General features: G+C 61.9%; 20 protein-coding genes and 1 pseudogene. 16 read left to right on the forward strand and 5 right to left on the reverse strand.

What is annotated here, in order from left to right; translation table 11 throughout:
* Positions 1–160 precede the first annotated feature (160 nt).
* Positions 161–643 (reverse strand): lipocalin-like domain-containing protein, encoded by a 483-nt coding sequence (locus tag I6F38_RS39435; RefSeq protein WP_172647572.1) that lies wholly within the window; start codon positions 641–643, stop codon positions 161–163.
* A 427-nt stretch (positions 644–1,070) separates the two neighbouring features.
* Here I6F38_RS39435 and trbB point away from each other — a divergent pair, with 427 nt between their 5' ends.
* From trbB to I6F38_RS39490, 10 genes are all read left to right on the forward strand, one after another.
* A complete protein-coding gene (gene trbB / locus I6F38_RS39440) occupies positions 1,071–2,039 on the forward strand; it encodes a P-type conjugative transfer ATPase TrbB (RefSeq protein WP_225164199.1) in 969 nt (322 codons plus the stop codon).
* Positions 2,036–2,362 (forward strand): TrbC/VirB2 family protein, encoded by a 327-nt coding sequence (locus tag I6F38_RS39445; RefSeq protein WP_172647574.1) that lies wholly within the window; start codon positions 2,036–2,038, stop codon positions 2,360–2,362. The genes trbB and I6F38_RS39445 overlap by 4 nt, the downstream gene beginning before the upstream one ends.
* Positions 2,362–2,625 (forward strand): VirB3 family type IV secretion system protein, encoded by a 264-nt coding sequence (locus I6F38_RS39450; RefSeq protein WP_172647575.1) that lies wholly within the window; start codon positions 2,362–2,364, stop codon positions 2,623–2,625. Before I6F38_RS39445 ends, I6F38_RS39450 begins: the two co-directional genes overlap by 1 nt.
* Positions 2,626–2,634: 9 nt before the next feature.
* A complete protein-coding gene (gene trbE / locus I6F38_RS39455) occupies positions 2,635–5,076 on the forward strand; it encodes a conjugal transfer protein TrbE (protein WP_172647576.1) in 2,442 nt (813 codons plus the stop codon).
* The gene (gene trbJ / locus I6F38_RS39460) at positions 5,073–5,801 is read left to right on the forward strand and encodes a P-type conjugative transfer protein TrbJ (protein WP_172647577.1); all 729 of its coding nucleotides are present in this window, start codon (positions 5,073–5,075) and stop codon (positions 5,799–5,801) included. Before trbE ends, trbJ begins: the two co-directional genes overlap by 4 nt.
* Positions 5,802–6,165: 364 nt before the next feature.
* On the forward strand, positions 6,166–7,386 hold the full coding sequence (gene trbL / locus I6F38_RS39470; protein WP_194483242.1) for a P-type conjugative transfer protein TrbL: 1,221 nt from the start codon (positions 6,166–6,168) through the stop codon (positions 7,384–7,386).
* A 56-nt stretch (positions 7,387–7,442) separates the two neighbouring features.
* On the forward strand, positions 7,443–8,126 hold the full coding sequence (gene trbF / locus I6F38_RS39475) for a conjugal transfer protein TrbF (protein WP_172649136.1): 684 nt from the start codon (positions 7,443–7,445) through the stop codon (positions 8,124–8,126).
* Positions 8,127–8,137: 11 nt separating this feature from the next.
* Complete coding sequence (gene trbG, locus I6F38_RS39480; protein WP_172649137.1) at positions 8,138–9,094, forward strand: P-type conjugative transfer protein TrbG; 957 nt, start codon at positions 8,138–8,140, stop codon at positions 9,092–9,094.
* Positions 9,091–10,311, forward strand: a complete 1,221-nt coding sequence (locus I6F38_RS39485) for a TrbI/VirB10 family protein (RefSeq protein WP_172647580.1) — start codon at positions 9,091–9,093, stop codon at positions 10,309–10,311. Before trbG ends, I6F38_RS39485 begins: the two co-directional genes overlap by 4 nt.
* Before the next feature lie 6 nt (positions 10,312–10,317).
* Positions 10,318–10,578 (forward strand): DUF2274 domain-containing protein, encoded by a 261-nt coding sequence (locus I6F38_RS39490; protein WP_172647581.1) that lies wholly within the window; start codon positions 10,318–10,320, stop codon positions 10,576–10,578.
* On the opposite strand, the gene I6F38_RS39495 is transcribed toward I6F38_RS39490, so the two are convergent.
* The gene (locus I6F38_RS39495; RefSeq protein ID WP_225164200.1) at positions 10,508–11,437 is read right to left on the reverse strand and encodes a LysR family transcriptional regulator; all 930 of its coding nucleotides are present in this window, start codon (positions 11,435–11,437) and stop codon (positions 10,508–10,510) included. The genes I6F38_RS39490 and I6F38_RS39495 overlap by 71 nt on opposite strands.
* A gap of 214 nt (positions 11,438–11,651) precedes the next feature.
* Between I6F38_RS39495 and I6F38_RS39500 the strand changes: the two genes are divergently transcribed.
* The 4 genes and pseudogenes from I6F38_RS39500 to I6F38_RS39510 all read left to right on the forward strand — a co-directional run bounded on the left by I6F38_RS39500 (position 11,652) and on the right by I6F38_RS39510 (position 13,522).
* Entirely contained in the window at positions 11,652–12,041 is a 390-nt protein-coding gene (locus I6F38_RS39500; protein WP_172647583.1) for a hypothetical protein, read from the forward strand.
* Positions 12,042–12,213: 172 nt separating this feature from the next.
* Positions 12,214–12,810 (forward strand): annotated as a pseudogene (locus I6F38_RS44130) (PepSY domain-containing protein); the annotation flags it as partial.
* A gap of 363 nt (positions 12,811–13,173) precedes the next feature.
* On the forward strand, positions 13,174–13,332 hold the full coding sequence (locus I6F38_RS44135; protein ID WP_276573538.1) for a hypothetical protein: 159 nt from the start codon (positions 13,174–13,176) through the stop codon (positions 13,330–13,332).
* A 7-nt stretch (positions 13,333–13,339) separates the two neighbouring features.
* Positions 13,340–13,522 carry a hypothetical protein gene (locus I6F38_RS39510; protein ID WP_225164201.1) on the forward strand — a complete coding sequence of 61 codons (183 nt, stop codon included), beginning with the start codon at positions 13,340–13,342 and terminating at the stop codon, positions 13,520–13,522.
* A gap of 1,070 nt (positions 13,523–14,592) precedes the next feature.
* Here the strand turns inward: I6F38_RS39510 and I6F38_RS39520 are convergent.
* From I6F38_RS39520 to I6F38_RS39530, 3 genes are all read right to left on the reverse strand, one after another.
* Positions 14,593–15,021, reverse strand: a complete 429-nt coding sequence (locus I6F38_RS39520) for a heme-binding protein (protein WP_172647586.1) — start codon at positions 15,019–15,021, stop codon at positions 14,593–14,595.
* Complete coding sequence (locus I6F38_RS39525) at positions 15,014–17,992, reverse strand: FAD-binding and (Fe-S)-binding domain-containing protein (protein ID WP_225164203.1); 2,979 nt, start codon at positions 17,990–17,992, stop codon at positions 15,014–15,016. The genes I6F38_RS39520 and I6F38_RS39525 overlap by 8 nt, the downstream gene beginning before the upstream one ends.
* Before the next feature lie 129 nt (positions 17,993–18,121).
* The gene (locus I6F38_RS39530; protein ID WP_172647588.1) at positions 18,122–18,874 is read right to left on the reverse strand and encodes a GntR family transcriptional regulator; all 753 of its coding nucleotides are present in this window, start codon (positions 18,872–18,874) and stop codon (positions 18,122–18,124) included.
* 132 nt (positions 18,875–19,006) lie between these two features.
* On the opposite strand from I6F38_RS39530, the gene I6F38_RS39535 reads away from it, so the two are divergent.
* Together I6F38_RS39535 and I6F38_RS39540 are read left to right on the forward strand one after the other, a co-directional pair.
* Positions 19,007–20,209 carry an alanine--glyoxylate aminotransferase family protein gene (locus tag I6F38_RS39535; RefSeq protein ID WP_172647589.1) on the forward strand — a complete coding sequence of 401 codons (1,203 nt, stop codon included), beginning with the start codon at positions 19,007–19,009 and terminating at the stop codon, positions 20,207–20,209.
* A gap of 153 nt (positions 20,210–20,362) precedes the next feature.
* Entirely contained in the window at positions 20,363–21,646 is a 1,284-nt protein-coding gene (locus I6F38_RS39540) for an MFS transporter (protein WP_225164204.1), read from the forward strand.
* Positions 21,647–21,684: the final 38 nt, after the last annotated feature.

A 21,684-nucleotide genomic window follows, 5' to 3' on the forward strand; every position in this document is an offset into this window, starting at 1 on the left:
TCATAGAACAAAGCGGCCTGTTCGACTTGCCGATGTCCCATCATGATCTTCAGTCCTGCCAATTAAACAGACTGAATCACTGGTACCTCTGAGTCGCAACCGCGGCCTTTTTCAACAAAATCGGCCAAAAGCTGACCAAACGCCGACGACGGTCGGATCGTCATTTTGCCCGCTTGAACACCAATGCCAGCGTGATGCCGGCTGGAGTGCGTGGATTTGTGAAATTCAACTCATTGTCGGTGATCGATGTCACGATCCGACGTTGATTTGGCGCTCCGACCAAGTTGGGAAATGAGCTCGTCTCGATATTGACGGTAATCGTCTTGGTGCTCTCCTCAACGGTATACGTCCCAGTGTAGGCAACAATACCCGAAGCTATGGCCATAGCCTCATCTGCAGAAGGGCGCGCAGAGTCCCCTGATGCATACTTTGGCGCGTCGGAACGCACAGTGATGAAATGGAAGCGCCCGTCGGCGGTGTAGGTGACAGCGCCTTGCAGCTTTGGCCTCTCAATCGCACTGCCATCTTCACGCGTGGCGGAGCTGGATACGTAGATCCAAGTGCCAACCAACTGATCTTTCAGAGACTTCGCTTGAGACATGGCAGTGGTCGTAAATGCCGCGACCGAGATCAGCGTGGCCACACAAAGTCCAAGTCCGTACCGCCTGTTCATGAGATGCCCCTGTTTTCGGCAACGCGCCCAAGGTTACCCTAGCCGGTCGATTGCCAGCAACAGGTCAAAAGCTGCCGATAGCGACTGGTCCTAGGGAAATCCGCTTCGCTTCGGGAAGCTGATGTTATCGGTGGACGTTCAGACCGTCAGCCATAGCCAAGAAGCGGCAAAGAGACGACCGACGCTTTTGGTGGGTTGCAGTGCGGCGACGGATTCGCTCGTTTCCTAACCAGTCGATCTGATCGCACGCGGCCCCTGTCTTTCCGAGTCTTTCTCTTTCTACGCTGCAGTACGACGACTGCCGTTGCCGTATTGCAGGAAGGGAGTTGGTGCGTTTTCTAATCATCCCCATCCGAGGACGGTGATCTGACTTGTCCTCGATCGGTGGGGGCAAGCAGTGGCGATCCATACCTTTCAGTCGGAAGCGATCTCCCGCGGCGCGCGGATGTTGCGCAGTGCGCTTGGAGCCACGATTGCGCGTTATCTGGAAGATGACGCGGTTGTCGAGGTCATGCTCAATCCGGACGGCCGGTTATGGATCGACCGGCTGTCAGTTGGGCTGACCGACACCGGTGAACGCCTCTCCGCCGTAGATGGCGAGCGCATCATTCGCGTGGTTGCGCATCATGTCGGCGCTGAGGTGCACGCCGCTGCGCCCAGACTTTCGGCCGAGCTCCCCGAAACCGGAGAGCGTTTCGAAGGCCTGCTTCCTCCGGTGGTCGCCGCACCGACGTTCGCCATCCGCAAACCCGCGGTCGCAGTATTCACGCTCGATGAATATGCGGCCTCCGGCATCATGAGGTCAGATCAGGCCGTCACGTTGCGACAGGCGGTGTCTGCGCGGATGAACATCCTGGTCGCCGGCGGCACCTCAACGGGCAAAACGACCCTCATTAACGCTCTGCTTGCCGAAGTCGCGAAGACCAATGATCGCGTGGTGCTGATCGAGGATACCCGCGAACTGCAGTGCAGGGCGCCGAATCTGGTTGCACTTCGGACCAAGGACGGAATCGTTTCGCTCTCCGATCTTGTGCGCTCGTCGCTTCGACTGCGGCCAGATCGCATTCCGATCGGCGAGGTGCGCGGCGCCGAAGCGCTCGATCTACTCAAAGCATGGGGCACCGGTCACCCCGGCGGCATCGGCACGATCCATGCGGGTACCGCGCTCGGTGCGCTACGCCGGCTGGAGCAGCTCATCCAGGAAGCGGTCATTACGGTCCCGCGCGCCCTGATTGCCGAGACCATCAACGTCATTGCCGTCCTGTCCGGCCGAGGCGCCGAGCGGCGTCTCGCCGAGCTCGCTCGCGTGACCGGGCTTGGTGCGACGGGTGACTACAGCCTCTCATCAGCAGGAGACCTGATATGATCTTTCGATCGCGACTTTCGGTAGGGGCGGCCTTCGCTGCCGCATCCGGCATCGTTCTAATCGCTGTGACCTCAGCCTGGGCCGCCGGCTCCAACATGCCCTGGGAACAGCCGCTCAACCAGATCCTGCAATCCGTCGAAGGGCCGGTCGCCAAGATCATGGCCGTCATCATCATCATCGTCACCGGGCTGACGCTAGCATTTGGCGATACGTCGGGTGGATTTCGCAGACTGATCCAGATTGTGTTCGGCCTGTCGATCGCCTTTGCGGCGTCGAGCTTCTTTCTTTCGTTCTTCTCCTTCGGTGGCGGCGTGGTGATCTGATGGACGAACCGGTCGCAGGCTTTGTCGCGCCCGTGCATCGCGCGCTGACCGAACCAATCCTGTTGGGCGGGGCACCGCGGTCGATCGCGATTCTGAACGGAACATTCGCCGCCGCGGTGGGCCTTGGTCTGCGCCTTTGGTTGGCGGGTCTTCTGCTCTGGTTTGTTGGTCACATGGCCGCGGTGTGGGCTGCCAAACGCGATCCGGCCTTTGTCGAGGTCGTTCGACGGCACCTGCGTATCCCCGGGCACCTCAGCGTCTGAGTTCGTTCCATGATCAATCTCTACGAGTACCGTCGGACCAGTATCCGGCTTGCCGATTTCCTGCCCTGGGCGGCGTTGATCGCCAATGGCGTAATCCTGAACAAGGACGGTTCATTCCAGCGTACTGCGAAGTTTCGAGGTCCGGATCTCGACAGCGCTGTGCCGGCCGAGCTCGTCGGCGTCAGTGGGCGTCTCAACAACGCCTTGCGCCGCCTGGGCTCGGGCTGGGCGGTGTTCGTCGAAGCGCAACGGCATTCGGCCGGGACCTATCCCGCCAGCACGTTTCCGGACGTGGCCTCCGCATTGGTCGATGCCGAGCGGCAGGCACAATTTGAGGAGGAAAGCGCTCACTACGAATCAAGCTACTTCCTGACGTTCCTCTATCTACCGCCGCCGGAGGACGCATCGCGCGTTGAACGGCTACTGTACGAAGGACGCGATCATACCGAACAGGCCGACGCGCGCGAAACTCTGCGGACGTTTATCGACCTTACAGACCGCGTGCTGCAGCTCGTCGAAGGTTTTATGCCGGAATGCGAATGGCTCGGCGATGGCGCGACTCTCACCTACCTCCATTCCACAGTCTCGACCAACCGGCATCGGGTTCGTGTTCCCGAAATCCCGATGTATCTCGACGCACTTCTCGCCGACCAGACACTGACCGGCGGCCTGGAGCCGATGGTGGGCGCCTTTCACTTGCGCGTTCTAACCGTCGTGGGATTCCCGACCGCGACCACGCCCGGAATTCTCGACGACCTCAATCGTCTGGCGTTTCCGTATCGTTGGTCGACCCGCGCCATCATGCTCGACAAGCTCGAGGCCACGAAACTTCTGACGAAAATCCGGCGTCAGTGGTTTGCCAAGCGCAAGTCGATCGCTGCGATTCTCAAGGAGGTGATGACCAATGAAGCATCGTCACTCCTGGATACCGATGCCCACAACAAGGCGATGGACGCCGACGCAGCGCTTCAGGAGCTCGGATCCGACCAAATCGGCCAGGCATTTGTCACGGCGACGGTCACGGTCTGGGACACCGATCCACGCGCGGCCGACGAAAAGCTCCGTCTTGCCGAGAAGGTCATCCAGGGCCGCGACTTCACCTGCATGGTCGAGACCGTCAACGCCGTTGAGGCGTGGCTCGGCAGTCTGCCTGGACATGTCTACGCCAATGTTCGTCAACCGCCGATCTCGACGCTCAATCTGGCGCATCTAATTCCACTGTCGGCCGTATGGGCCGGAGAACCGCGAGATCGCCACTTCGACGCACCGCCTCTTATCTACGGCAAGACGGAAGGCGCGACCCCGTTCCGCTTCTCGCTGCATGTCGGGGACGTCGGCCATACCCTTGTGGTTGGCCCGACCGGCGCCGGCAAGTCGGTTCTGCTTGCGTTGATGGCGCTGCAATTCCGCCGCTACCCCAATGCCCAGGTCTTTGCGTTCGATTTCGGCGGTTCGATCAGGGCGGCTTCATTCGCGATGGGCGGAGATTGGCATGACCTTGGGGGAGCGCTGTCCGGCGGGCCGGAGGAGGCAGTCGCGTTGCAGCCTTTGGCCTGGATTGACGATCCCAACGAGCGAGGCTGGGCCACGGAATGGATTGCCTCGATCCTCACCCGGGAGAAGATTGAGATCACGCCCGACGCGAAAGACCATTTGTGGTCGGCGCTGACGTCTCTTGCGTCGGCACCTGTGCAGGAGAGGACGTTGACTGGACTCTCGGTCCTGCTGCAGTCGGCGGTCCTGAAGCGCGCCTTGCAGCCCTATTGCCTGGGCGGACCCTACGGGCGGTTGCTCGACGCGGAGTTCGAGCGCTTGGGCGAGGCCTCGATCCAGGCCTTTGAGACCGAGGGATTGATCGGAACCGGCGCTGCAGCCGCCGTGCTCGCATATCTCTTTCACCGGATTGGCGACCGTCTTGATGGCCGGCCGACGCTCATCATCGTCGACGAAGGTTGGTTGGCGCTGGATGATGCCGATTTCGCCGGCCAGCTCCGCGAGTGGCTGAAAACGCTGCGGAAGAAGAATGCTTCCGTTGTGTTCGCCACTCAGTCGTTGTCGGACATCGACGGGTCGAAGATCGCGCCAGCCATCATCGAGAGCTGTCCGACACGGCTATTGCTGCCGAACGAGCGGGCAATCGAGCCACAGATCAAGGCAATCTATCAACGCTTTGGTCTCAATGACCGCCAGATCGAGCTTCTGAGCCGGGCGACTCCGCAGCGGGATTACTACTGCCAGTCTCGCCGTGGCAACCGAATGTTCGAACTCGGCCTTGGCGAGGTCGCACTCGCCTTTACCGCGGCCTCAGCTAAGTCCGATCAGGTCGTGATCGACCAATTGCTCGCAGAGCATGGCCGGGAGGGCTTTGTCACGTCGTGGCTTCGGCACCGTGGCGTCGGGTGGGCCACGGATCTCATTACTAATCTCACCAATCTGGAGAAGATCCGATGAACCGTCGTCGATTGATCGCGGCAGTCAGCATGCTTGCGTTGTCGCTCGTCAGCGCAAATACGGCACATGCAGTGATTGTCTTTGACCCCAGCAACTACGCCCAGAATGTCCTGACAGCGGCGCGCGAACTGCAGCAGATCAACAACCAGATCACTTCGCTGCAGAATCAGACGCAGATGTTGATCAATCAGGCGAAAAACCTGGCCAGTCTGCCATATTCCGCGCTTCAGCAGCTGCAGTCATCGATCCAGCGTACCCAGCAGCTTTTGTCCCAAGCCCAGCGCGTCGCCTATGACGTGCAGCAGATTGATCGTGCCTTTGCCACGAGCTACGCGCCGATGACAGGCGGTCAATCCAATGCCGCGCTGATTGTCGGTGCCCAGACACGGTGGCAGAACTCGCTCGCAGCGCTTCATGACGCCCTGCGCGTCCAGGCGGGCGTGGTCGGCAATCTCGACACTCATCGCGCGCAGAGTACAGCACTGGTGACTTCAAGCCAGAGCGCGAGCGGTGCGCTGCAGGCAACGCAGGCAGGTAATCAGATCCTTGCGCTCCAGGCACAGCAACTCGCCGATCTCACCGCAACGGTGGCGGCACAAAGCAGAGCTCAGGCGCTGGAATCCGCTCAGCGTGCGGCGGCTCAAGATCAAGGGCGTGAGCAGCTTCGACGTTTCTTAGCGCCCGGCCAGGGTTACCAGTCCTCGAGTGTGCGGATGTTCCACTGATGGATGGTCTTGGTCCCTTCAAACGGTTGCCATCCGTTGTGGCTGTCGGGATGGCAGTCCTGGCAACGGCCGCTTGCGCGATCCAATTGCGCGAGTCTGGCAACGATGCGGCTGCGAAACAAACGAGTGTGTGGAAGGCCGGACCGCCAGAACCAGACCTGGCGCGCTGCCGCACTGTGACGTTAGGGCAGGGAGCCGAGTTTGAGCAGTGCCGAAGAATCTGGAGCGAAAACCGAAGACGGTTCTTTGGTCATAGAACTGGCAGAGCTTCTTCTGGCTTGAGCGAGGAGATGATCCCGAAGAAAGACCAAGGCCGGATGCTGCAGGGCTACCCATCCGTGGCAACGCCGGCCGAGGGGTTTCAATGACAGGTACTGGCGTCATCGATCAATTCCTCGAAACCTTCGCGCATTACATCGACGGCGGTTTTGGGCTGCTCGGCAGCGAAATCGGCTACCTCGCGACCACGTTGGTGGCAATCGACATTACGCTCGCTGCGCTATTTTGGGCTTGGGGCGGCGACAATGATGTCGTCGCGCGACTTGTTAAGAAGACGCTCTTTGTCGGCGTTTTCGCCTATCTCATCGGTAACTGGAACAGTCTCGCCCGGATCGTCTTCGAGAGCTTCGCGGGTCTCGGCCTAAAGGCGTCCGGCACCAGCCTTTCGGCCGCCGATTTCGTCCGTCCAGGAAAGATCGCGCAGGTTGGTCTCGATGCCGGTCGACCGATCCTCGACTCGATCTCGAATCTGATGGGGTACATCAGCTTCTTCGAGAATTTCATCCAGATCGTGGTTCTTCTGTTCGCCTGGGTCGTCGTGCTGCTGGCCTTCTTTATTCTGGCCATTCAGCTGTTCGTCACACTGATCGAGTTCAAGCTGACGACCTTGGCCGGCTTTGTGCTGATTCCGTTCGGTCTGTTTGGCAAGACCGCTTTTGCCGCCGAGCGCGTTCTGGGCAACGTCGTCTCGTCGGGCATCAAGGTCCTGGTGCTGGCTGTCATCGTCGGCATCGGCTCGACCTTGTTTTCACAGTTCACAGCCGGCTTCAGTGGAGGTCAGCCGACGATCGAAGATGCGATGACGTTGGTTCTGGCCGCGCTATCCCTACTGGGCCTCGGCATCTTCGGCCCTGGCATAGCCAATGGACTTGTCTCGGGCGGGCCACAGCTTGGAGCGGGTGCTGCCGTAGGGACTGGACTTGCGGCTGGCGGCGTCGTCGCCGCCAGTGTTGGCGTGGCGGCTGGCGCTGCCGGTTTGGCTGGAGGCGCCCTTGCAGGTGCCGCCCGTGGTGGCGGCGCAGTCGCCAGGGGAACCGCGGCGGCCTACCGCAACGGCGGCGTAACTGGCGTCGCCGAGGCTGGCCTTTCCGCTGCCGCTAGTCCCCTCCGTCGCGCTGCAGCGGTCCTTGGCGGCGGCAAACAGTCAGAGGGGCAAGGCTCCGCCGACGATTCTCCGGCTTGGGCACAGCGCATGAAGCGCGCCCAGACCATCAGCCATGGCGTGTCCGCGGCGAGTCATGCCGTTCGATCCGGTGATCACGGTGGAGCTGGCAGCTCCGTCAAAGTCTCGGAGGGAGAACACTGAGTGCCGACGGACTTCCGGCTGCGGTCAAACAATCTGAATTCTGTGTTGAGGGTATGATGTTCAGACGATCTTCAGTTCACTACGGACGCGCACCTGAACCGGTGACGCCGTATCAGAAGGCAGCGCAAGTCTGGGACGAGCGCATTGGAGCAGCTCGCGTTCAAGCCAGGAATTGGAGGCTGATGGCCTTCGGCTGCCTGGCCTTGTCGTGCGGCCTTGCCGGTGGTCTTATTTGGCAATCCGCGCAAGGCACGATCACACCCTGGATTGTTGAGGTCGATCGCCTTGGTCAAGCGCAGAGAGTTGCGCCAGCAAATCCGGACTACGAGGCGAGCGATCCACAGCTCGCTTACCACCTGGCTCGCTTGATCGAAGACGTTCGCAGCTTGCCGTCCGATGCAATCGTCCTCCGCCAAAACTGGCTCAGGGCCTATGACTTCACCACTGACCGTGGGGCTGTCGCTCTCAACGAATATGCGCGGGCCAATGACCCGTTTGCGAAGCTCGGCAAGGTCCAGATCTCAATCGATGTCTCGAGCGTCATTCGGGCATCACCGGACAGCTTTCGCGTGGCATGGGTTCAGCGCGTCTACGAGAACGGAGCTTTGTCTTCGACCGAACGCTGGACGGCAATCTTGTCGGTTGTGATCAGAACCCCGCACGACGCTGACCAGCTGCGCAAGAACCCGCTCGGAATCTACGTCAACACAATCAATTGGTCGAAGGAGCTGGGGCAATGAGACTTAAGGCTATGGCGCACAGGAGGGGAGCCGTTTCAATAGTGATGTCCTGCAGCCTCCTGCTGGGCGGCTGCTCAACATTCATCCCGCCCGAAATCGCCTACGACGCGGATGTGCCGGCGCTGCCGCCGCCTCCGGGGCCGGCGGATGATCGGGCCCGACCCGTCCATATTCCACCGTCTTGGAAGCCCACCCTCGGCGGCAAGTTCGGGACGAAGGAAGATGCCGAGCCCGTTGGCCGAATAGAAACCGCCAACAGCGCTGCCAGGGTCGAACCGCGCAAGAAAGGATATTTCAATGCGGCGCAGATCTACAGTTTTAGTCCCGGTGCGCTCTATCAGGTCTATGCGGCGCCGGGACAGATCACCGATATCGCCTTGGAGGAAGGCGAGCAGCTGACAGGAAGCGGGCCGATCGCCGCGGGTGATACGGTGCGCTGGGTGGTCGGTGATACCGAAAGCGGCAGCGGCGAAACACGCCGCGTGCATGTCCTGGTTAAACCGACCCGGGCGGCGATCGAGACGAACCTCGTCGTCAATACCGACCGACGCACCTATTTGATCGAGCTTCGTGCCCGCGAAAAGTCCTACATGCCCTCCGTTGCCTGGTATTATCCGGAAGCAGCGCAGGGAAAGGGGAGATCGGCGCCATTAACGCCCGCGCTGCCTGACGCGTCGCAGCGCCGGTTCCGTTACGCGATCGAGGGCGACAGTCCGCCGTGGCGTCCGCTTGCGGCCTATGACGATGGCCGAAAGGTCTATGTCGAGTTTCCGCAAGGCATTGTTCAAGGTGAAATGCCGCCGCTGTTCGTGCTTGGCTCCGACGGCAAGACCGAGATTGTCAACTACCGAGCCTTTAGCAACGTGCTGATTGTCGATCGGCTGTTCGCGGCGGCCGAATTGCGGTTGGGAGAAGAGCACCAGCAGAAGGTCAGAATTGTCCGGACTGACGGGAGGCCCTCGTCGTGAGCACCGAGAATCGGCAGGGAGACCAACATCCAGTTGAGGCACGAACGCCCGAGGAATTGGCGAAAGGCTTTCGACTCAGACCCGAATACCCGCGCGTGACGCGCTTGTCGCGGAAGGTTTTGGCGACTGGGAGTGCGCTCGGATTGGCCGTCATTGGTGTGGTAGTGGTGTGGGCACTGCAGAAGAATAAAGAGGCTAGCCCGGTATCAGGAGAGCTTTATGGCACCGAGCACCACAATGTTGCCGAAGGCGTCACAACGTTGCCTCGCGACTATTCAGCGGTGCAGCGCCAAGTGCCGCAGCTCGGTCCGCCGCTTCCTGGTGATCTCGGCAGACCAATCCTGGCGGCCCAGGGTGGTTTGCCGCCGGCAACAGCGGTCACGATGCCAGATCCGGAGCAACAGCGCCGCGATCAGGAGACGGAAGCGGCGCGCGTAAGCCGTGTATTCGTATCGGGGAATATCCGTGACCAATCCGCGACTGCTACCCAATTGCAGGCAGGCGATCGCAGCACGGCAGCCCCAACAACGCTCAATGGTGATGACGGATTGGCTCAGAACGGGCAGGACCGGAAGCTCGCCTTCGTCAGTGCCCCCGCCGACCGTCGCACGACGAGCCCGGATCGGATCACGAAGGCGGCATCACCTTATGTCGTGCAGGCCGGCTCGGTGATTCCCGCAGCGCTCATCACAGGCGTTCGCTCAGACCTCCCCGGGCCGATCACCGCGCAGATAACGGAGAACCTTTATGATACGCCGACGGGCCGCTTCCTGCTTGTTCCTCAAGGAGCGCGACTCATCGGTACCTACGATAGCCAGGTAGCTTTCGGCCAATCCCGGGTGCTGCTTGTCTGGACGCGGCTCATCATGCCGAACGGCCGGTCGATCGTGCTCGAGCGACAGCAAGGTGCCGACGCGGCGGGTTATTCCGGTCTCCAAGACGATGTCGACAATCACTGGCTGGAGCTCTTCAAGGCGGCCGCTCTCTCGACATTGCTGGCTGTTGGCACCGAGCTCGGTGCGGGCTCCGATACGAACGGCAATGATAGCGCGATTATTCAGGCGTTGCGGCACGGAGCGGGGGATTCGTTGAATCAGACTGGCCAGCAAGTCGTTCGGCGCAGCCTCAACGTTCAGCCGACGCTGACCGTCCGCCCGGGATTTCCGGTGCGTGTGATCGTCAATCGCGATCTCGTGCTCGAACCGTACAGAGGCTGATCGATCATGTCCAAGCTCAAGATCGGAACGTTGCCCGATGACAAGCCCGTCAAGGTCAGTCTTGAATTACCGGCGTCGGTGCATCGAGATCTCATCTCGTACGCAGAGGTCTTGACGCGGGAGACCGGTCGACGAACAGATCCGACGAAACTGATCGCGCCTATGCTAGCCAGGTTCATGGCGACCGACCGGGAGTTCACAAAAAGACGGCGTCTTGCCCGTTCGCGCCTGTCAGAGGTGGAGGATAGCGTTCCGCCAAGAGACTAAGAAAGCGCGCAACGGCAGGCCGATCGTTCTCGGGAAGCCACCGGGCACAAGCGCGCATCCGTATCGGGCCTTCAGAGTTGTGTAGCTCCAGGCAAACAACGTCGTCACCGACGGCTCCGATGTCGAATTCCGGAATAAGGCTAGCGCCGAGGCCCATAGCCACCAGAGAGTAAATCAGCTGTTGGCTTGCGTCGTGTCGCTGAATGTTTGGCGAGATGCGGTAGGTCGCGAGTTCAGATCGAAGCAACGCCTCGAGACCGTTCACCGGTTCTGACCTGCCAAGTATGATCGTGTGATCGATGAGATCCGCCCAGTGAACTTTCTGATGTTCCGCCAGGGCATGTTTTCTCGGTAACGCGACCAAGACGCGCTCATGCCAAAGCGCGCGAGCCTCGGCGCCTGGCGGAGGTCGCAACATTTCTGGGACGATGATGATATCGACAGTGCGGCTTCGTAGCCTTTCATAGAGTTCCTGCAAAGGCTTTTCGACAATCGATATTTCAGTCTGTCGACCGTCAGCAAGGATCGACTGCAAATTTCTAGCCGAAGACGAGGTGCAAAGACCTAGCGAAAGTCTGTCGGTGCTTCGATCCGGGGCTTCGTTTGCCGACTCGAGCAACGCGTCAATTTGTTTTAGCAACGTGCTCGCACGATCTAAAAATCGGTTGCCTGCAACAGTTGCTTGCACACCTTTTCTCGACCGGACGAACAGCGTGATCCCGATGTGGCGCTCGAGTTCAGCTATCGACCGGCTAAACGTCGAATGGCGGACGGTAACTTGGTCTGATGCCCTTCTGAAGCTGCCATGATTGTGCGCCAGTACCGCCGAGCGGAGGTGCTTAAGCTCGACCACGCGCATGGCGTGCTTCCGACGGGCTGTGAATGAAGCATCCACTTCAACCTCTGCAACGCAAGAAAGCCTAGCTGTGCAAGATAGGTCAGCCGTGATTGATGCGCACCTGTCAGATCTTACAGGCGTTTTGCATCGAGTGGTTCAGTTACCCTGCGATTGATGAGCGGCAGTCTTGATCTTGGTTGCCATGCCTGACGACTAGAACAACGAAAGCCTATGCATGCAATCTGCAGAAATCCCTGCGCTTGAGCCATTCAGTGAAGTTCTATCACCAACTGGCGCCCGGTGGTCGGGTGAAGTGGTCAGACTTGGATATCGCATTGCCGGAACGGACACGGTGCTGACGTCAATTGAAGTCCCACTGGCGGTGGTTCGGGAATCGATCCCTCGAGAGCTAGCCATAAACCTTGATCCAAGAGGATTAGTCACAGCAAGTGTTGAATGCTACACCAAAGAAACAGAGTTCAGAGCGGTTTCCTTGGTTGATCTCGTCCGACAGCTGCTTCACGCCGACCGCATTCGGATGGAAGAGATTGGCATGTCTGATTTAGAAGCCCTCTTACACATCTTGAAGATTTCCATGCAGCTGGTCGAAGCGAAGATGGCGTAATCTGGCAAGCTGATTTGTGCAGCGTTTGCCTACATCGCCACCTAGCTGTTTGCGGCGTTGCGGCCTCGGCAATGAACGCACAGTGGCGGGCAAAATGAAGTACACGTGAAACTAGGTAACGAAATTGACTGCGACGACCAGATCCCTGCGATGAGGTGCCGTCCATAAATGGACGAGCCTCATCTGCACGTTGTTCATGCTGCTGCTCTGCATCACCGGCCTGCCGCGGATCTTCCACGAGCAGATCGACGATCTCCTGCACAGCCAGGTCAAGCCGGCCGACGTGCCGCCAGGCACGCCGCCGGCCAATCTGGATCGTCTGCTCGGCAACGCGCTGGCGCAGGTGCCCGGAAAGGTGCCTCACTTCCTGATCTGGGACCGCGACGATCCGAGCGCGATGTTCGTCAGCGTCGGCCCGACCATCGATGCCGATCCGACCAACAACCTCTTGATCCGGATGGACACCCACACCGGCGGCGCCGCCTATCTCGATGCGCCCGACGTGACCGGCCGCTTCACCTACATCATGCTGAAGCTGCACACCGACATGTTCGCGGGGCTGCCCGGCAAGCTGTTCCTCGGATTGATGGGGGTCCTGTTCTGCGTCGCGATCATCTCCGGGATCGTCGTCTATGCACCGTCGATGCGGAAGCTGCGTTCGGCGCCTACCGCGCGCAGCGGACCCGCGTCGTGCGCTGGCTCGACGTCCACAATCTCGCGGGCATCCTGCTCGTCGCCTGGACGGTGGTCGTCGGCTTCACCGGGGTGATCAACACCTGGGCCGATCTCGTGCTCAAGATGTGGCAGTTCGGCCAGCTCGCCGAAATGACCGCGCAGTACAAGGATCGGCCGGTGCCGTCGAAGCTGACCTCGCTAAATGCGGCGGTCGAGGTGGCCACCCATGCGGTGCCCGGCATGACGTCGAGCTTTGTCGCTTTCCCGGGAACCCTGTTCAGCAGCAAGAGCCACTACGCCGTGTTCCTGCATGGCGATACGCCATTGACCTCGCGGCTGCTGAAGCCGGCGCTGATCGACGCGGAAACCGGCAAGCTGACCGATACAAGGGACATGCCCTTGGTATGTGACGACCCTGTTCGTCTCGCAGCCGCTGCATTTCGGCGACTATGGCGGCATGCCGCTCAAGATCGTCTGGGCGCTGCTCGACATCCTGACCATCTTCATCCTCGTGACCGGCGTGTATCTGTGGATGCGCCGCCGCAAGGCCGGTGTGAGCCAGGAACGCGCGATCGCCAACGCCGCCTCCATCGACAATCCCGCATTATCGTCGTGACGTCAGCATGGTCTCGCATCGTTCATTGACCCAGATCTTCGGCGCTCCGCTCGTCATCGCGATCGTGAGCGCGGTCGGATTGATCAGCGCGCTGGTCGGCGACGGCTGGTGGGATGCGGTCTCGTGGGTCGGGCTCGGACTGCCTGTGCTGCTCTATCTGGTGTTCACCTGGCGGCGCCAGCCGAACTGACGCGCCCGATTCAAGGCGGTGCCTGATCTGTCGCGAAGCCGGTCCGAAACAAGCCGGCTCGTCGAGTGCGATGGCAATTGGGATCGAAAAGTCGAATGCCATGCGCGGCCGCATCCGGCTTTAATTGCTTGATTCACGTCGGCTCAGCCGAGACTGAGATCGCTAGCAGCGCTCGTATCGAAAGGGCCCGACAGCTTCAATCAAAATAGCGAAATCGCGTTCGGTCGTTGGAAAGTTTAGGGCCGGAATCGACTATCCTTGCGGCCTCAACGCCAAACGCTGGCCGCAAATACTGCCTTATTCGCCGGTCCCTCTTAGTACGCGATCTTAGGGCGTTGGAGTCTTCGGTGTTAAGCTGCTGCACGATCCCGGTAGGTGAAGCGACGACGCTTATGTGCAATAGCCTGTGATTACCGTCCCCAGCTCCGGTTGGTTCGAAGGTCGGCCTCGTCGGGCTGTTGAATGAGTGAAGTTTGGCCGCTGTTCATCCCGTGTGTTTGGTGGGTTGGCTCACAATGAGGGCATCCAAGTTTTGTCCGACATACTGTTCCCGAGCCGTGCAACACCTCTTGTTTTGACGCGGCGCACACAGCTACCACCGTGCAAATGGCTGCAATTCCCAACAATCTCAATTATTTCCCCCGGTGCAGCTCTTACCGCGCCCGTCGCTGTGCCAGGGGGCTTCTCGTGCATGACCGAAGCGTCTATCTGATGTCAAACGGTCAGCCCCCCCGATTTAGTGAATGCCCCGCGCAAGTTTGTAGCTTATGCAAAGGGATGCCATCCCGATCGAGACCCAAAATGGCGGGCGGTGGCTCGCGAACTCGTGGGCGATGTGATTCTAGCTGTCTCTTGCCTCTGGCGAATGAATTGCGGGCCATAGTCGATGCAGAGGCAGAAGTTATCGTGCGCAATCTCGACCGGGATGGCGTCGAGATTGCGGTAGGTGGCCTAGGCATCGTTTGATAGCGATTTGACGTGCGCTGTTAGGAGGTCGACTGTTTCGATCAGTCCCTCCGCTTCCATCATGCCAATTCGTCACCAGGTGCAAATTTGTCAATTTTGTACTATCACCCGATGTTGGCCTTCAGGCCGGCAGCTTCGATGCCGGCCACGGCGCAGATCTCGTCATGGTCCGAGGTGTCGCCGCTGACGCCGACGGCGCCGAGCAGGGTCGCGCCGTCCATGATCAGGACACCGCCGGGGACCGGCACCATCCGGCCCTGCGCCAGCGTGTTCACGGCGTCGACGAAATAGGCCTGCTCCTGCGCGCGCAGAAACAGCGCCCGCGATCCCATCCCGAGCGCCAGCGCGCCATAGGCCTTGCCATGGGCGATCTCAGCCCGCATCAGGCTGGTGCCGTCCTGTGCCGCCGTCACCTTCACGGCGCCGCGCGCGTCGAGGATGGTGACGACCAGCGGCTTGAACTTCTTCTCGACCCCCTTGGCCAGCGCGGCATCCAGAATCTTGCGGGCAATTTCGAGAGTGAGCTCAGCCATGGGCCTCTTCCTTTGTCGGTAACAATCTGTCGGAGTTCGATTTCGCACGTTTCAGGCTCATCGCCAATACGCTGGCGACATGCAGCGGCGTCCGCCCGCTGCCGTCCTTGATCTGGTGCCGGCATGAGGTCCCGTCGGCCACGATCAGCGTGTCCTGATCGGCGCCTCTGACAGCCGGCAGCACCGACAGCTCGGCCATCTCGATCGAGGCCTGATAGGTGTCGGCGCCATAGCCGAACGCGCCGGCCATGCCGCAGCAGCTCGACTCGATGGTCTTGACGTCGAGGCCCGGCACCAGGCGCAGCACTTTCTCCACCGGCTTGAACGCGCCGAAGGATTTTTGGTGGCAATGACCATGCACCACGGCCTTGCCGGCGACCGCGCCGAGCGGCAAAGCAAGGCGCCCGGCCTCGGCCTCGCGCACCAGAAATTCCTCGAACAGCAGCGAGTGCGCGCTGACGGTCTTGGCGGCCTCATCCGAGCGCAGCGACAGCAGCTCGTCGCGCAAGGTCAGCAGGCAGCTCGGCTCGAGACCAATGATCGGCACGCCGCGGGCCGCGAACGGGACGTAGGTCGCAACCAGCCGGTCGAGCTCGGCGCGGGCCTGCTCAACCAGTCCGGCCGACAGGAACGTTCGCCCGCAGCACGGCGGCCGCCCGCCGTCCGATGGCCTCGGCAGATGCACGCGATAGCCGCCGGCGACCAGCACCTCGATCGCAGCGTCGAGATTCTCGCGCTCATAGCCGCGGTTGAACGTATCGGCGAACAGCACCACTTCGCGGCCATCCGCCGGACCCAGTGCCTCGGCGTCGGGCCGGAACGTGTCGCTGCGAAATTCCGGCAGCGCGCGCCTGGCGCTGATCCCGGCGAGTTTCTCCAGCAGCGCGCGCAGCAGCGGGCTGCGGTTGCGCCAGTTCGCGATCGGCGCAAGGCGCGAGGCGAGATCGACATAGCGCGGCAGATAGCCGACCAGCCGGTCGCGCAGCGACAGACCGTGCGTCGCCGCGCGCGCGGCCAGCACCTCGATCTTCATCTTGGCCATGTCGACGCCGGTCGGGCATTCATGGCGGCACGCCTTGCAGGAGACGCAGAGCTTCAGTGTCTCCATCATCTCGTCGGAGGCGAGCGCGTCCGCACCCAGCTGGCCCGAGATCGCCAGCCGCAGCGTATTGGCGCGGCCGCGGGTGACGTCCTTCTCGTTGCGCGTCGCACGATAGGACGGGCACATCACGCCGCCTTCGAGCTTCCGGCAGGCGCCGTTGTTGTTGCACATCTCGACGGCGCCCTGGAAGCCGCCGCCGGCGCCGGGATAGGCCGACCAGTCGAGCACCGTCTTCAATTCGCCGACGCGATAATCCGGCGCGAAGCGGAACAGCGAACGGTCGTCCATCTTGGGCGGATCGACGATCTTGCCCGGATTGAGCGTGCTGGTCGGATCGAAGCGTTGCTTGACCTCGCGGAAATCGGCCACGATGCGCTGCCCGAACATCGCTTCGTGGAATTCCGAGCGCACCAGTCCGTCGCCGTGCTCGCCGGAATGCGAGCCCTTGTATTCGCGCACCATCGCGAAGGCTTCCTCGGCAATGGCGCGCATCGCCTTGACGTCCTTCTCGAGCTTGAGATTGAGCACCGGGCGCACATGCAGGCAGCCTTCGGAGGCATGCGCATACATCGTGCCGCGGGTACCGTGCTTGGCGAACACGGCATTGAGCCGCTCGGTGTAGTCGGCGAGATGCGGCAGCGGCACCGCGCAATCTTCGACGAACGAGACCGGCTTGCCCTCCTGCTTCATCGACATCATGACGTTGAGGCCGGCCGCGCGGAAATCGGCGATGCCGGTTTGCAGCGTGGGCTCGACGATCTCGACCACGCCGCCCCATTTGCGCTGCGGCTTGTCCCAGCCGAAGCCGAGGTCGGCCATCAGCTCGCCGAGCTGCTTGAGGCGGGTGAGATTGTCGGCCTGGTCCTCTTCCGCGAACTCGACCACCAGGATCGCGTCCGGATCGCCGCGCACCGCCGCCGAGATGATCGGCTGGAACATCGCGATCTCGCGGCCGAGCGCGATCATGGTGCGGTCGACCAGCTCCACGGCAATGGGCCGCAGCTTGACCAGATGCTGGGCCGCGTCCATCGCCTCGTAGAAGCTGCCGAAATGGCAGACGCCAAGCGCCTTGTTGCGGATCACAGGCCACAGCTTGAGTTCGACCTGCGTCGTGAAAGCGAGGGTGCCTTCCGAGCCGACCAGAAGATGCGCCAGGTTGTTCGGCGCGTTGCGCGGCACCAGCGCGTCGAGGTTATAGCCGCCGACGCGGCGCTGCACCTTGGGGAATTTGTCCGCGATCTCGAGCGCCTCGCGCTCGCCGAGATCGAGCATGTCGCGAAACAGCTTCAGTCCGCTGTCGGACGAATTGACCCGCGTCAGGTCGCGCGGCACCTCGCCGAAATGCAGCACCGTGCCGTCGGCGAGCGCGGCATCCACCGACAGCGTGTTGTCGCGCATGGTGCCGTAGCGTAGCGAGCGGCCGCCGCAGGAATTGTTGCCGGCCATGCCGCCGATCGTGGCGCGCGACGCGGTCGAGACGTCGACCGGAAACCACAGCCCGTGCTTCTTGAGTTGCCGGTTGAGGTCGTCGAGCACGATGCCGGGCTCGACTACGCAGGTCCGATTCTCGACGTCGAGCGAGAGGATCCGGTTCAGGTGCTTGGACAGGTCGACAACGATGCCGTCATTGACGGTCTGGCCGCATTGCGAGGTGCCACCGCCGCGCGGGGTGACGATCCGCCCAGCGTCGCGGACGATCGCAAGCGCCCGCAGCGCCTCGTCGACGGTTCGCGGCACCACCACGCCCGCCGGCATGATCTGGTAGAACGAGGCGTCGGTCGCGTAGCGGCCGCGGTTGAAGGCGTCGAAAAACACGTCGCCGGTCAGTTCGGACCGCAGGCGCTGTTCGAGCGAGGAGGCGTTCTTCATCCCAGATCCGATGTGATCCATGACGCGAGGGAGGTTGCATGGATTATGCATTCTCTCGACGTGAGTATTACATTATGAATTCATAATGGCAAGGATGGCTGCCCTCCAGCCATCCTTGTGCCGACCCCTTTAGTCGTTCTGGGGCGTCGTCTCCAGGCTGCTGTCCGGCCCCTCCGCCAGGTGATCGATGGCGGCGGCCCGCTTGTTGCGCAGGTGCTGGAACAGGATGTCGCTGAGCTCGCTTGCCGCGCGCCGGCGCAGCGCATCGAGGATCGCCTCGTGCTCGCGCATCGCCTCGGCCCAGCGCTGCCGCTTGCGGGCGAAATTGGCGGAATAGCGCACGCGGCGAATCCGGCCGGCGAAGTTGGCGTAGGTCGCCTTCAGCGTCTCGTTGCGCGCGGCCGCAACGATGCTTTCGTGGATTTGCTGGTTGGTCTGGAAATAGCGGTGCATGTCGCGGTGCAGGTAATGGGCGTACATCTCGTAATGCAGGCGCTCGATCGCGACGATTTCCTCGTCGGTGATGATCTCGCACGCCAGTCGTCCGGCGAGGCTCTCGAGCCCGGCCATGACGTCGAACAATTCCTCGAGGTCGCGTGGGCTCAGCCGGCGCACCCGCGCGCCGCGGTTGGGCAACAGCTCGATCAGGCCCTCGGCGGCCAGCACCTTGAGCGCTTCGCGCAGCGGCGTCCTTGAGATACCCAGCATCTCGCAGAGCTGCCGCTCGGGAACGCGGGCGCCCTCGGGAATGTTGCCCTCCACCACATAGTCGCGGAGCCGCAGCAGGATTTCGCCGTGTAGCGAGGCCTCCTGGCGGTCGCTGCCATTGCCGGCGGCGGGCGGGGTGATTGGAACTCCGGCTTCGGGAATCGCGGATTTCATATTCTGAACAATAATTTGCCGGCGCGGTCGCGTCGATGCTCTCGATCGAATACCAAGATTGGATTGAAAAGACAAAAAATGAATGCAAAATAGCTGGTAGAGGAGCCGAAATCCGGCGATTGGGAGGTTCTCATGCATCAAGGGCGCCATTTTCTGCAGATTCCAGGGCCGAGCTCGGTCCCGGATCGCATTCTTCGCGCGATGGACATGCCGGTCATCGACCACCGCAGCGCCGAATTCGCCGCGCTCGGCCGGGCCGTGCTCGAGGGTAGCCAGAAGGTGTTTCAGACCAAGGGGCCGGTGGTGATCTTCCCGTCGTCCGGGACCGGCGCCTGGGAGGCCGCCATCGTCAACACGCTGTCGCCCGGCGACAAGGTCCTGATGGTCGAGACCGGCCACTTCGCCACCCTGTGGCGGCAGATGGCCGGCCGGTTCGGCATCGAGGTGGACTTCATGCCGGGCGATTGGCGCCGCGGCGCCGACCCCGCCCAGATTGAAGCAAGGCTCGCCGCGGACACGGCGCACAGCATCAAGGCGGTGATGGTCGTCCACAACGAGACCTCGACCGGCGCGACCAGCCGGATCGCGGACATCCGGGCCGCGATCGACCGCACCTTGCATCCGGCGCTTCTGATGGTCGACACCATTTCCTCGCTCGGCTCGGTCGATTACCGGCACGACGAGTGGAAAGTCGACGTCAGCGTCAGCTGCTCGCAGAAGGGCTTCATGCTGCCGCCGGGCCTCGGCTTCAACGCCATCTCGGACAAGGCGCGCGCCGCGTCGCGCACCAATAAGATGCCGCGCTCCTATTTCGACTGGGAGGAAATGCTGAAGCCGAACGCCAAGGGCTTCTTCCCCTATACGCCGGCGACGAACCTGCTCTACGGGCTGCGCGAGGCCATCGCGATGCTGCTGGAGGAGGGGCTCGACAACGTGTTCGCCCGCCATAAGCGACTGGCCGCCGCCACGCGCGCCGCCGTCAATCAGTGGGGGCTCGAGGTGCTGTGCCAGGAGCCCTCGGAATTCTCGCCGGTGCTGACCGCGGTGATGATGCCGCCCGGCCATGATGCCGATCAGTTCCGCAAGGTCGTGCTCGACAATTTCAACATGTCGCTCGGTGCCGGCCTGTCGAAGGTCGCGGGCAAGGTGTTCCGCATCGGTCATCTCGGCGAGTGCAACGAGCTGACGCTGCTTGGCGCGCTGACCGGCGTTGAGATGGGGCTGTCGGTCGCCGGGGTCCCGCATCGCCCGGGCGGTGTCGAGGCCGCGATGCGGCTTCTCGAGCAGCGCGACCAGCGCAACGCGTCGTCGCATCTGAAGGTGGTCAGCACTTAGAGCGTTTTCAGTGGACGCCGGTTCGCGTGAAGAAAACGCGTCAACAAAAACCTGGAGCTTCGGTTCTGATTCAATCGGAACCGAAGCTCTGGCAGCCACGGCATCCGCAGCGCAACGAACTCAGAACAATCGCGGATCGGGGGAGGGGATGATATGAGGCTTCGGTTCAAGGCCACCCATGTCGTGTTGGCCATGCTCTGCGTGATGTACTTCATCACCTATGTGGACCGCGTGAACATCGGCACCGCGGCCGGCGAGATCCAGAAGGAGCTCGGCCTGTCCAATACCGAGCTCGGTCTGGTGTTCTCGGCATTCGCCTATCCGTACCTGCTGTTCCAGGTGATCGGCGGCTGGGTCGCCGATCGCTTCGGGCCGCGCCAGACCTTGTTCTGGTGCGGCGTGATCTGGGCTGCCGCGACCATCATGACCGGCTTTGTCCATGGCCTTGCCGCGCTGTTTGTCGCGCGTTTCGCGCTGGGGTTCGGCGAAGGCGCGACGTTTCCGACCGCAGCGCGCGCGATGCAGTACTGGACGCCGGCGAACCGCCGCGGCTTCGCGCAAGGCCTGACGCATTCATTCGCGCGGCTCGGCAATGCCATCACCCCGCCGGTGGTCGCGCTCCTGATCCTCTGGCTGACCTGGCGCGGCGCATTCGTCGTGCTCGGCGTTGTCAGCCTCATCTGGGGCATTGCGTGGGTCTGGTACTTCCGTAACGAGCCGAGGGACCATGGCTCGATCACCGCGGCCGAGCTTGCGACCTTGCCGCCGCGTCCGCAGGGCGAGCGGCCAAAGGTGCCGTGGGGACCGCTGCTGCAGCGGATGTGGCCGGTGACGCTGACCTATTTCTGCTACGGCTGGTGCCTGTGGCTCTACCTCAACTGGCTGCCGCTGTTCTTCAAGAACAACTACAGCCTCGATCTCAAGAACTCGGCGCTGTTCGCATCCGGCGTGTTCTTTGCCGGCGTCGTCGGCGACAGCATTGGCGGCGTCATCTCCGACCGCATTCTTGAGCGCACCGGCAATGTGCGGCTGGCGCGACTCAGCGTGACGATCGTGGGCTTCGCCGGCGCGCTGCTGTCGCTGATGCCGATCCTGTTCGTTCACGACATCACGGTGGTGGCGCTCTGCCTGTCGGCCGGCTTCTTCTGTGCCGAGCTCGTGATCGGGCCGATGTGGTCGATCCCGATGGACATCGCGGCGAAATATTCCGGCACCGCGGCCGGGATCATGAACACCGGCTCGGCGTTCGCGGCTATCGTCTCGCCGCTGGTCGCCGGCTTCGTCATCGACGCCACCGGAAACTGGTACCTGCCGTTCCTGATGTCGATGGGCCTGCTGCTGGTCGGCGGCTTCTCGGCGTTCCTGATGCACCCCGAGCGGCCGTTCGAGGAGACCGGCGAACTGGTGGCGCCGGGCAAGGTGGTGGCCGCCGAATAAGGCGCTGCCGGCCCCGACGGAGCGCCGTCAGATATGCA

The sequence above is a fragment of the Bradyrhizobium sp. BRP56 genome (assembly GCF_020194035.1).
GTDB lineage: Bacteria > Pseudomonadota > Alphaproteobacteria > Rhizobiales > Xanthobacteraceae > Bradyrhizobium > Bradyrhizobium australafricanum.

Excerpts from the sequence above, each read along its gene's own strand:
- trbL (WP_194483242.1), top strand. The coding sequence starts at position 6,166 with ATGACAGGTACTGGCGTCATCGATCAATTCCTCGAAACCTTCGCGCAT.
- I6F38_RS39530 (WP_172647588.1), bottom strand. The coding sequence starts at position 18,874 with ATGAAATCCGCGATTCCCGAAGCCGGAGTTCCAATCACCCCGCCCGCC.
- I6F38_RS39510 (WP_225164201.1), top strand. The coding sequence starts at position 13,340 with ATGGTCTCGCATCGTTCATTGACCCAGATCTTCGGCGCTCCGCTCGTC.
- I6F38_RS39490 (WP_172647581.1), top strand. The coding sequence starts at position 10,318 with ATGTCCAAGCTCAAGATCGGAACGTTGCCCGATGACAAGCCCGTCAAG.
- I6F38_RS39540 (WP_225164204.1), top strand. The coding sequence starts at position 20,363 with ATGAGGCTTCGGTTCAAGGCCACCCATGTCGTGTTGGCCATGCTCTGC.
- I6F38_RS44135 (WP_276573538.1), top strand. The coding sequence starts at position 13,174 with ATGCCGCTCAAGATCGTCTGGGCGCTGCTCGACATCCTGACCATCTTC.
- I6F38_RS39520 (WP_172647586.1), bottom strand. The coding sequence starts at position 15,021 with ATGGCTGAGCTCACTCTCGAAATTGCCCGCAAGATTCTGGATGCCGCG.
- trbE (WP_172647576.1), top strand. The coding sequence starts at position 2,635 with ATGATCAATCTCTACGAGTACCGTCGGACCAGTATCCGGCTTGCCGAT.
- I6F38_RS39445 (WP_172647574.1), top strand. The coding sequence starts at position 2,036 with ATGATCTTTCGATCGCGACTTTCGGTAGGGGCGGCCTTCGCTGCCGCA.
- I6F38_RS39525 (WP_225164203.1), bottom strand. The coding sequence starts at position 17,992 with ATGAAGAACGCCTCCTCGCTCGAACAGCGCCTGCGGTCCGAACTGACC.
- I6F38_RS39500 (WP_172647583.1), top strand. The coding sequence starts at position 11,652 with ATGCAATCTGCAGAAATCCCTGCGCTTGAGCCATTCAGTGAAGTTCTA.
- trbJ (WP_172647577.1), top strand. The coding sequence starts at position 5,073 with ATGAACCGTCGTCGATTGATCGCGGCAGTCAGCATGCTTGCGTTGTCG.
- trbF (WP_172649136.1), top strand. The coding sequence starts at position 7,443 with ATGTTCAGACGATCTTCAGTTCACTACGGACGCGCACCTGAACCGGTG.
- I6F38_RS39450 (WP_172647575.1), top strand. The coding sequence starts at position 2,362 with ATGGACGAACCGGTCGCAGGCTTTGTCGCGCCCGTGCATCGCGCGCTG.
- trbG (WP_172649137.1), top strand. The coding sequence starts at position 8,138 with ATGGCGCACAGGAGGGGAGCCGTTTCAATAGTGATGTCCTGCAGCCTC.
- I6F38_RS39495 (WP_225164200.1), bottom strand. The coding sequence starts at position 11,437 with ATGCGCGTGGTCGAGCTTAAGCACCTCCGCTCGGCGGTACTGGCGCAC.
- I6F38_RS39535 (WP_172647589.1), top strand. The coding sequence starts at position 19,007 with ATGCATCAAGGGCGCCATTTTCTGCAGATTCCAGGGCCGAGCTCGGTC.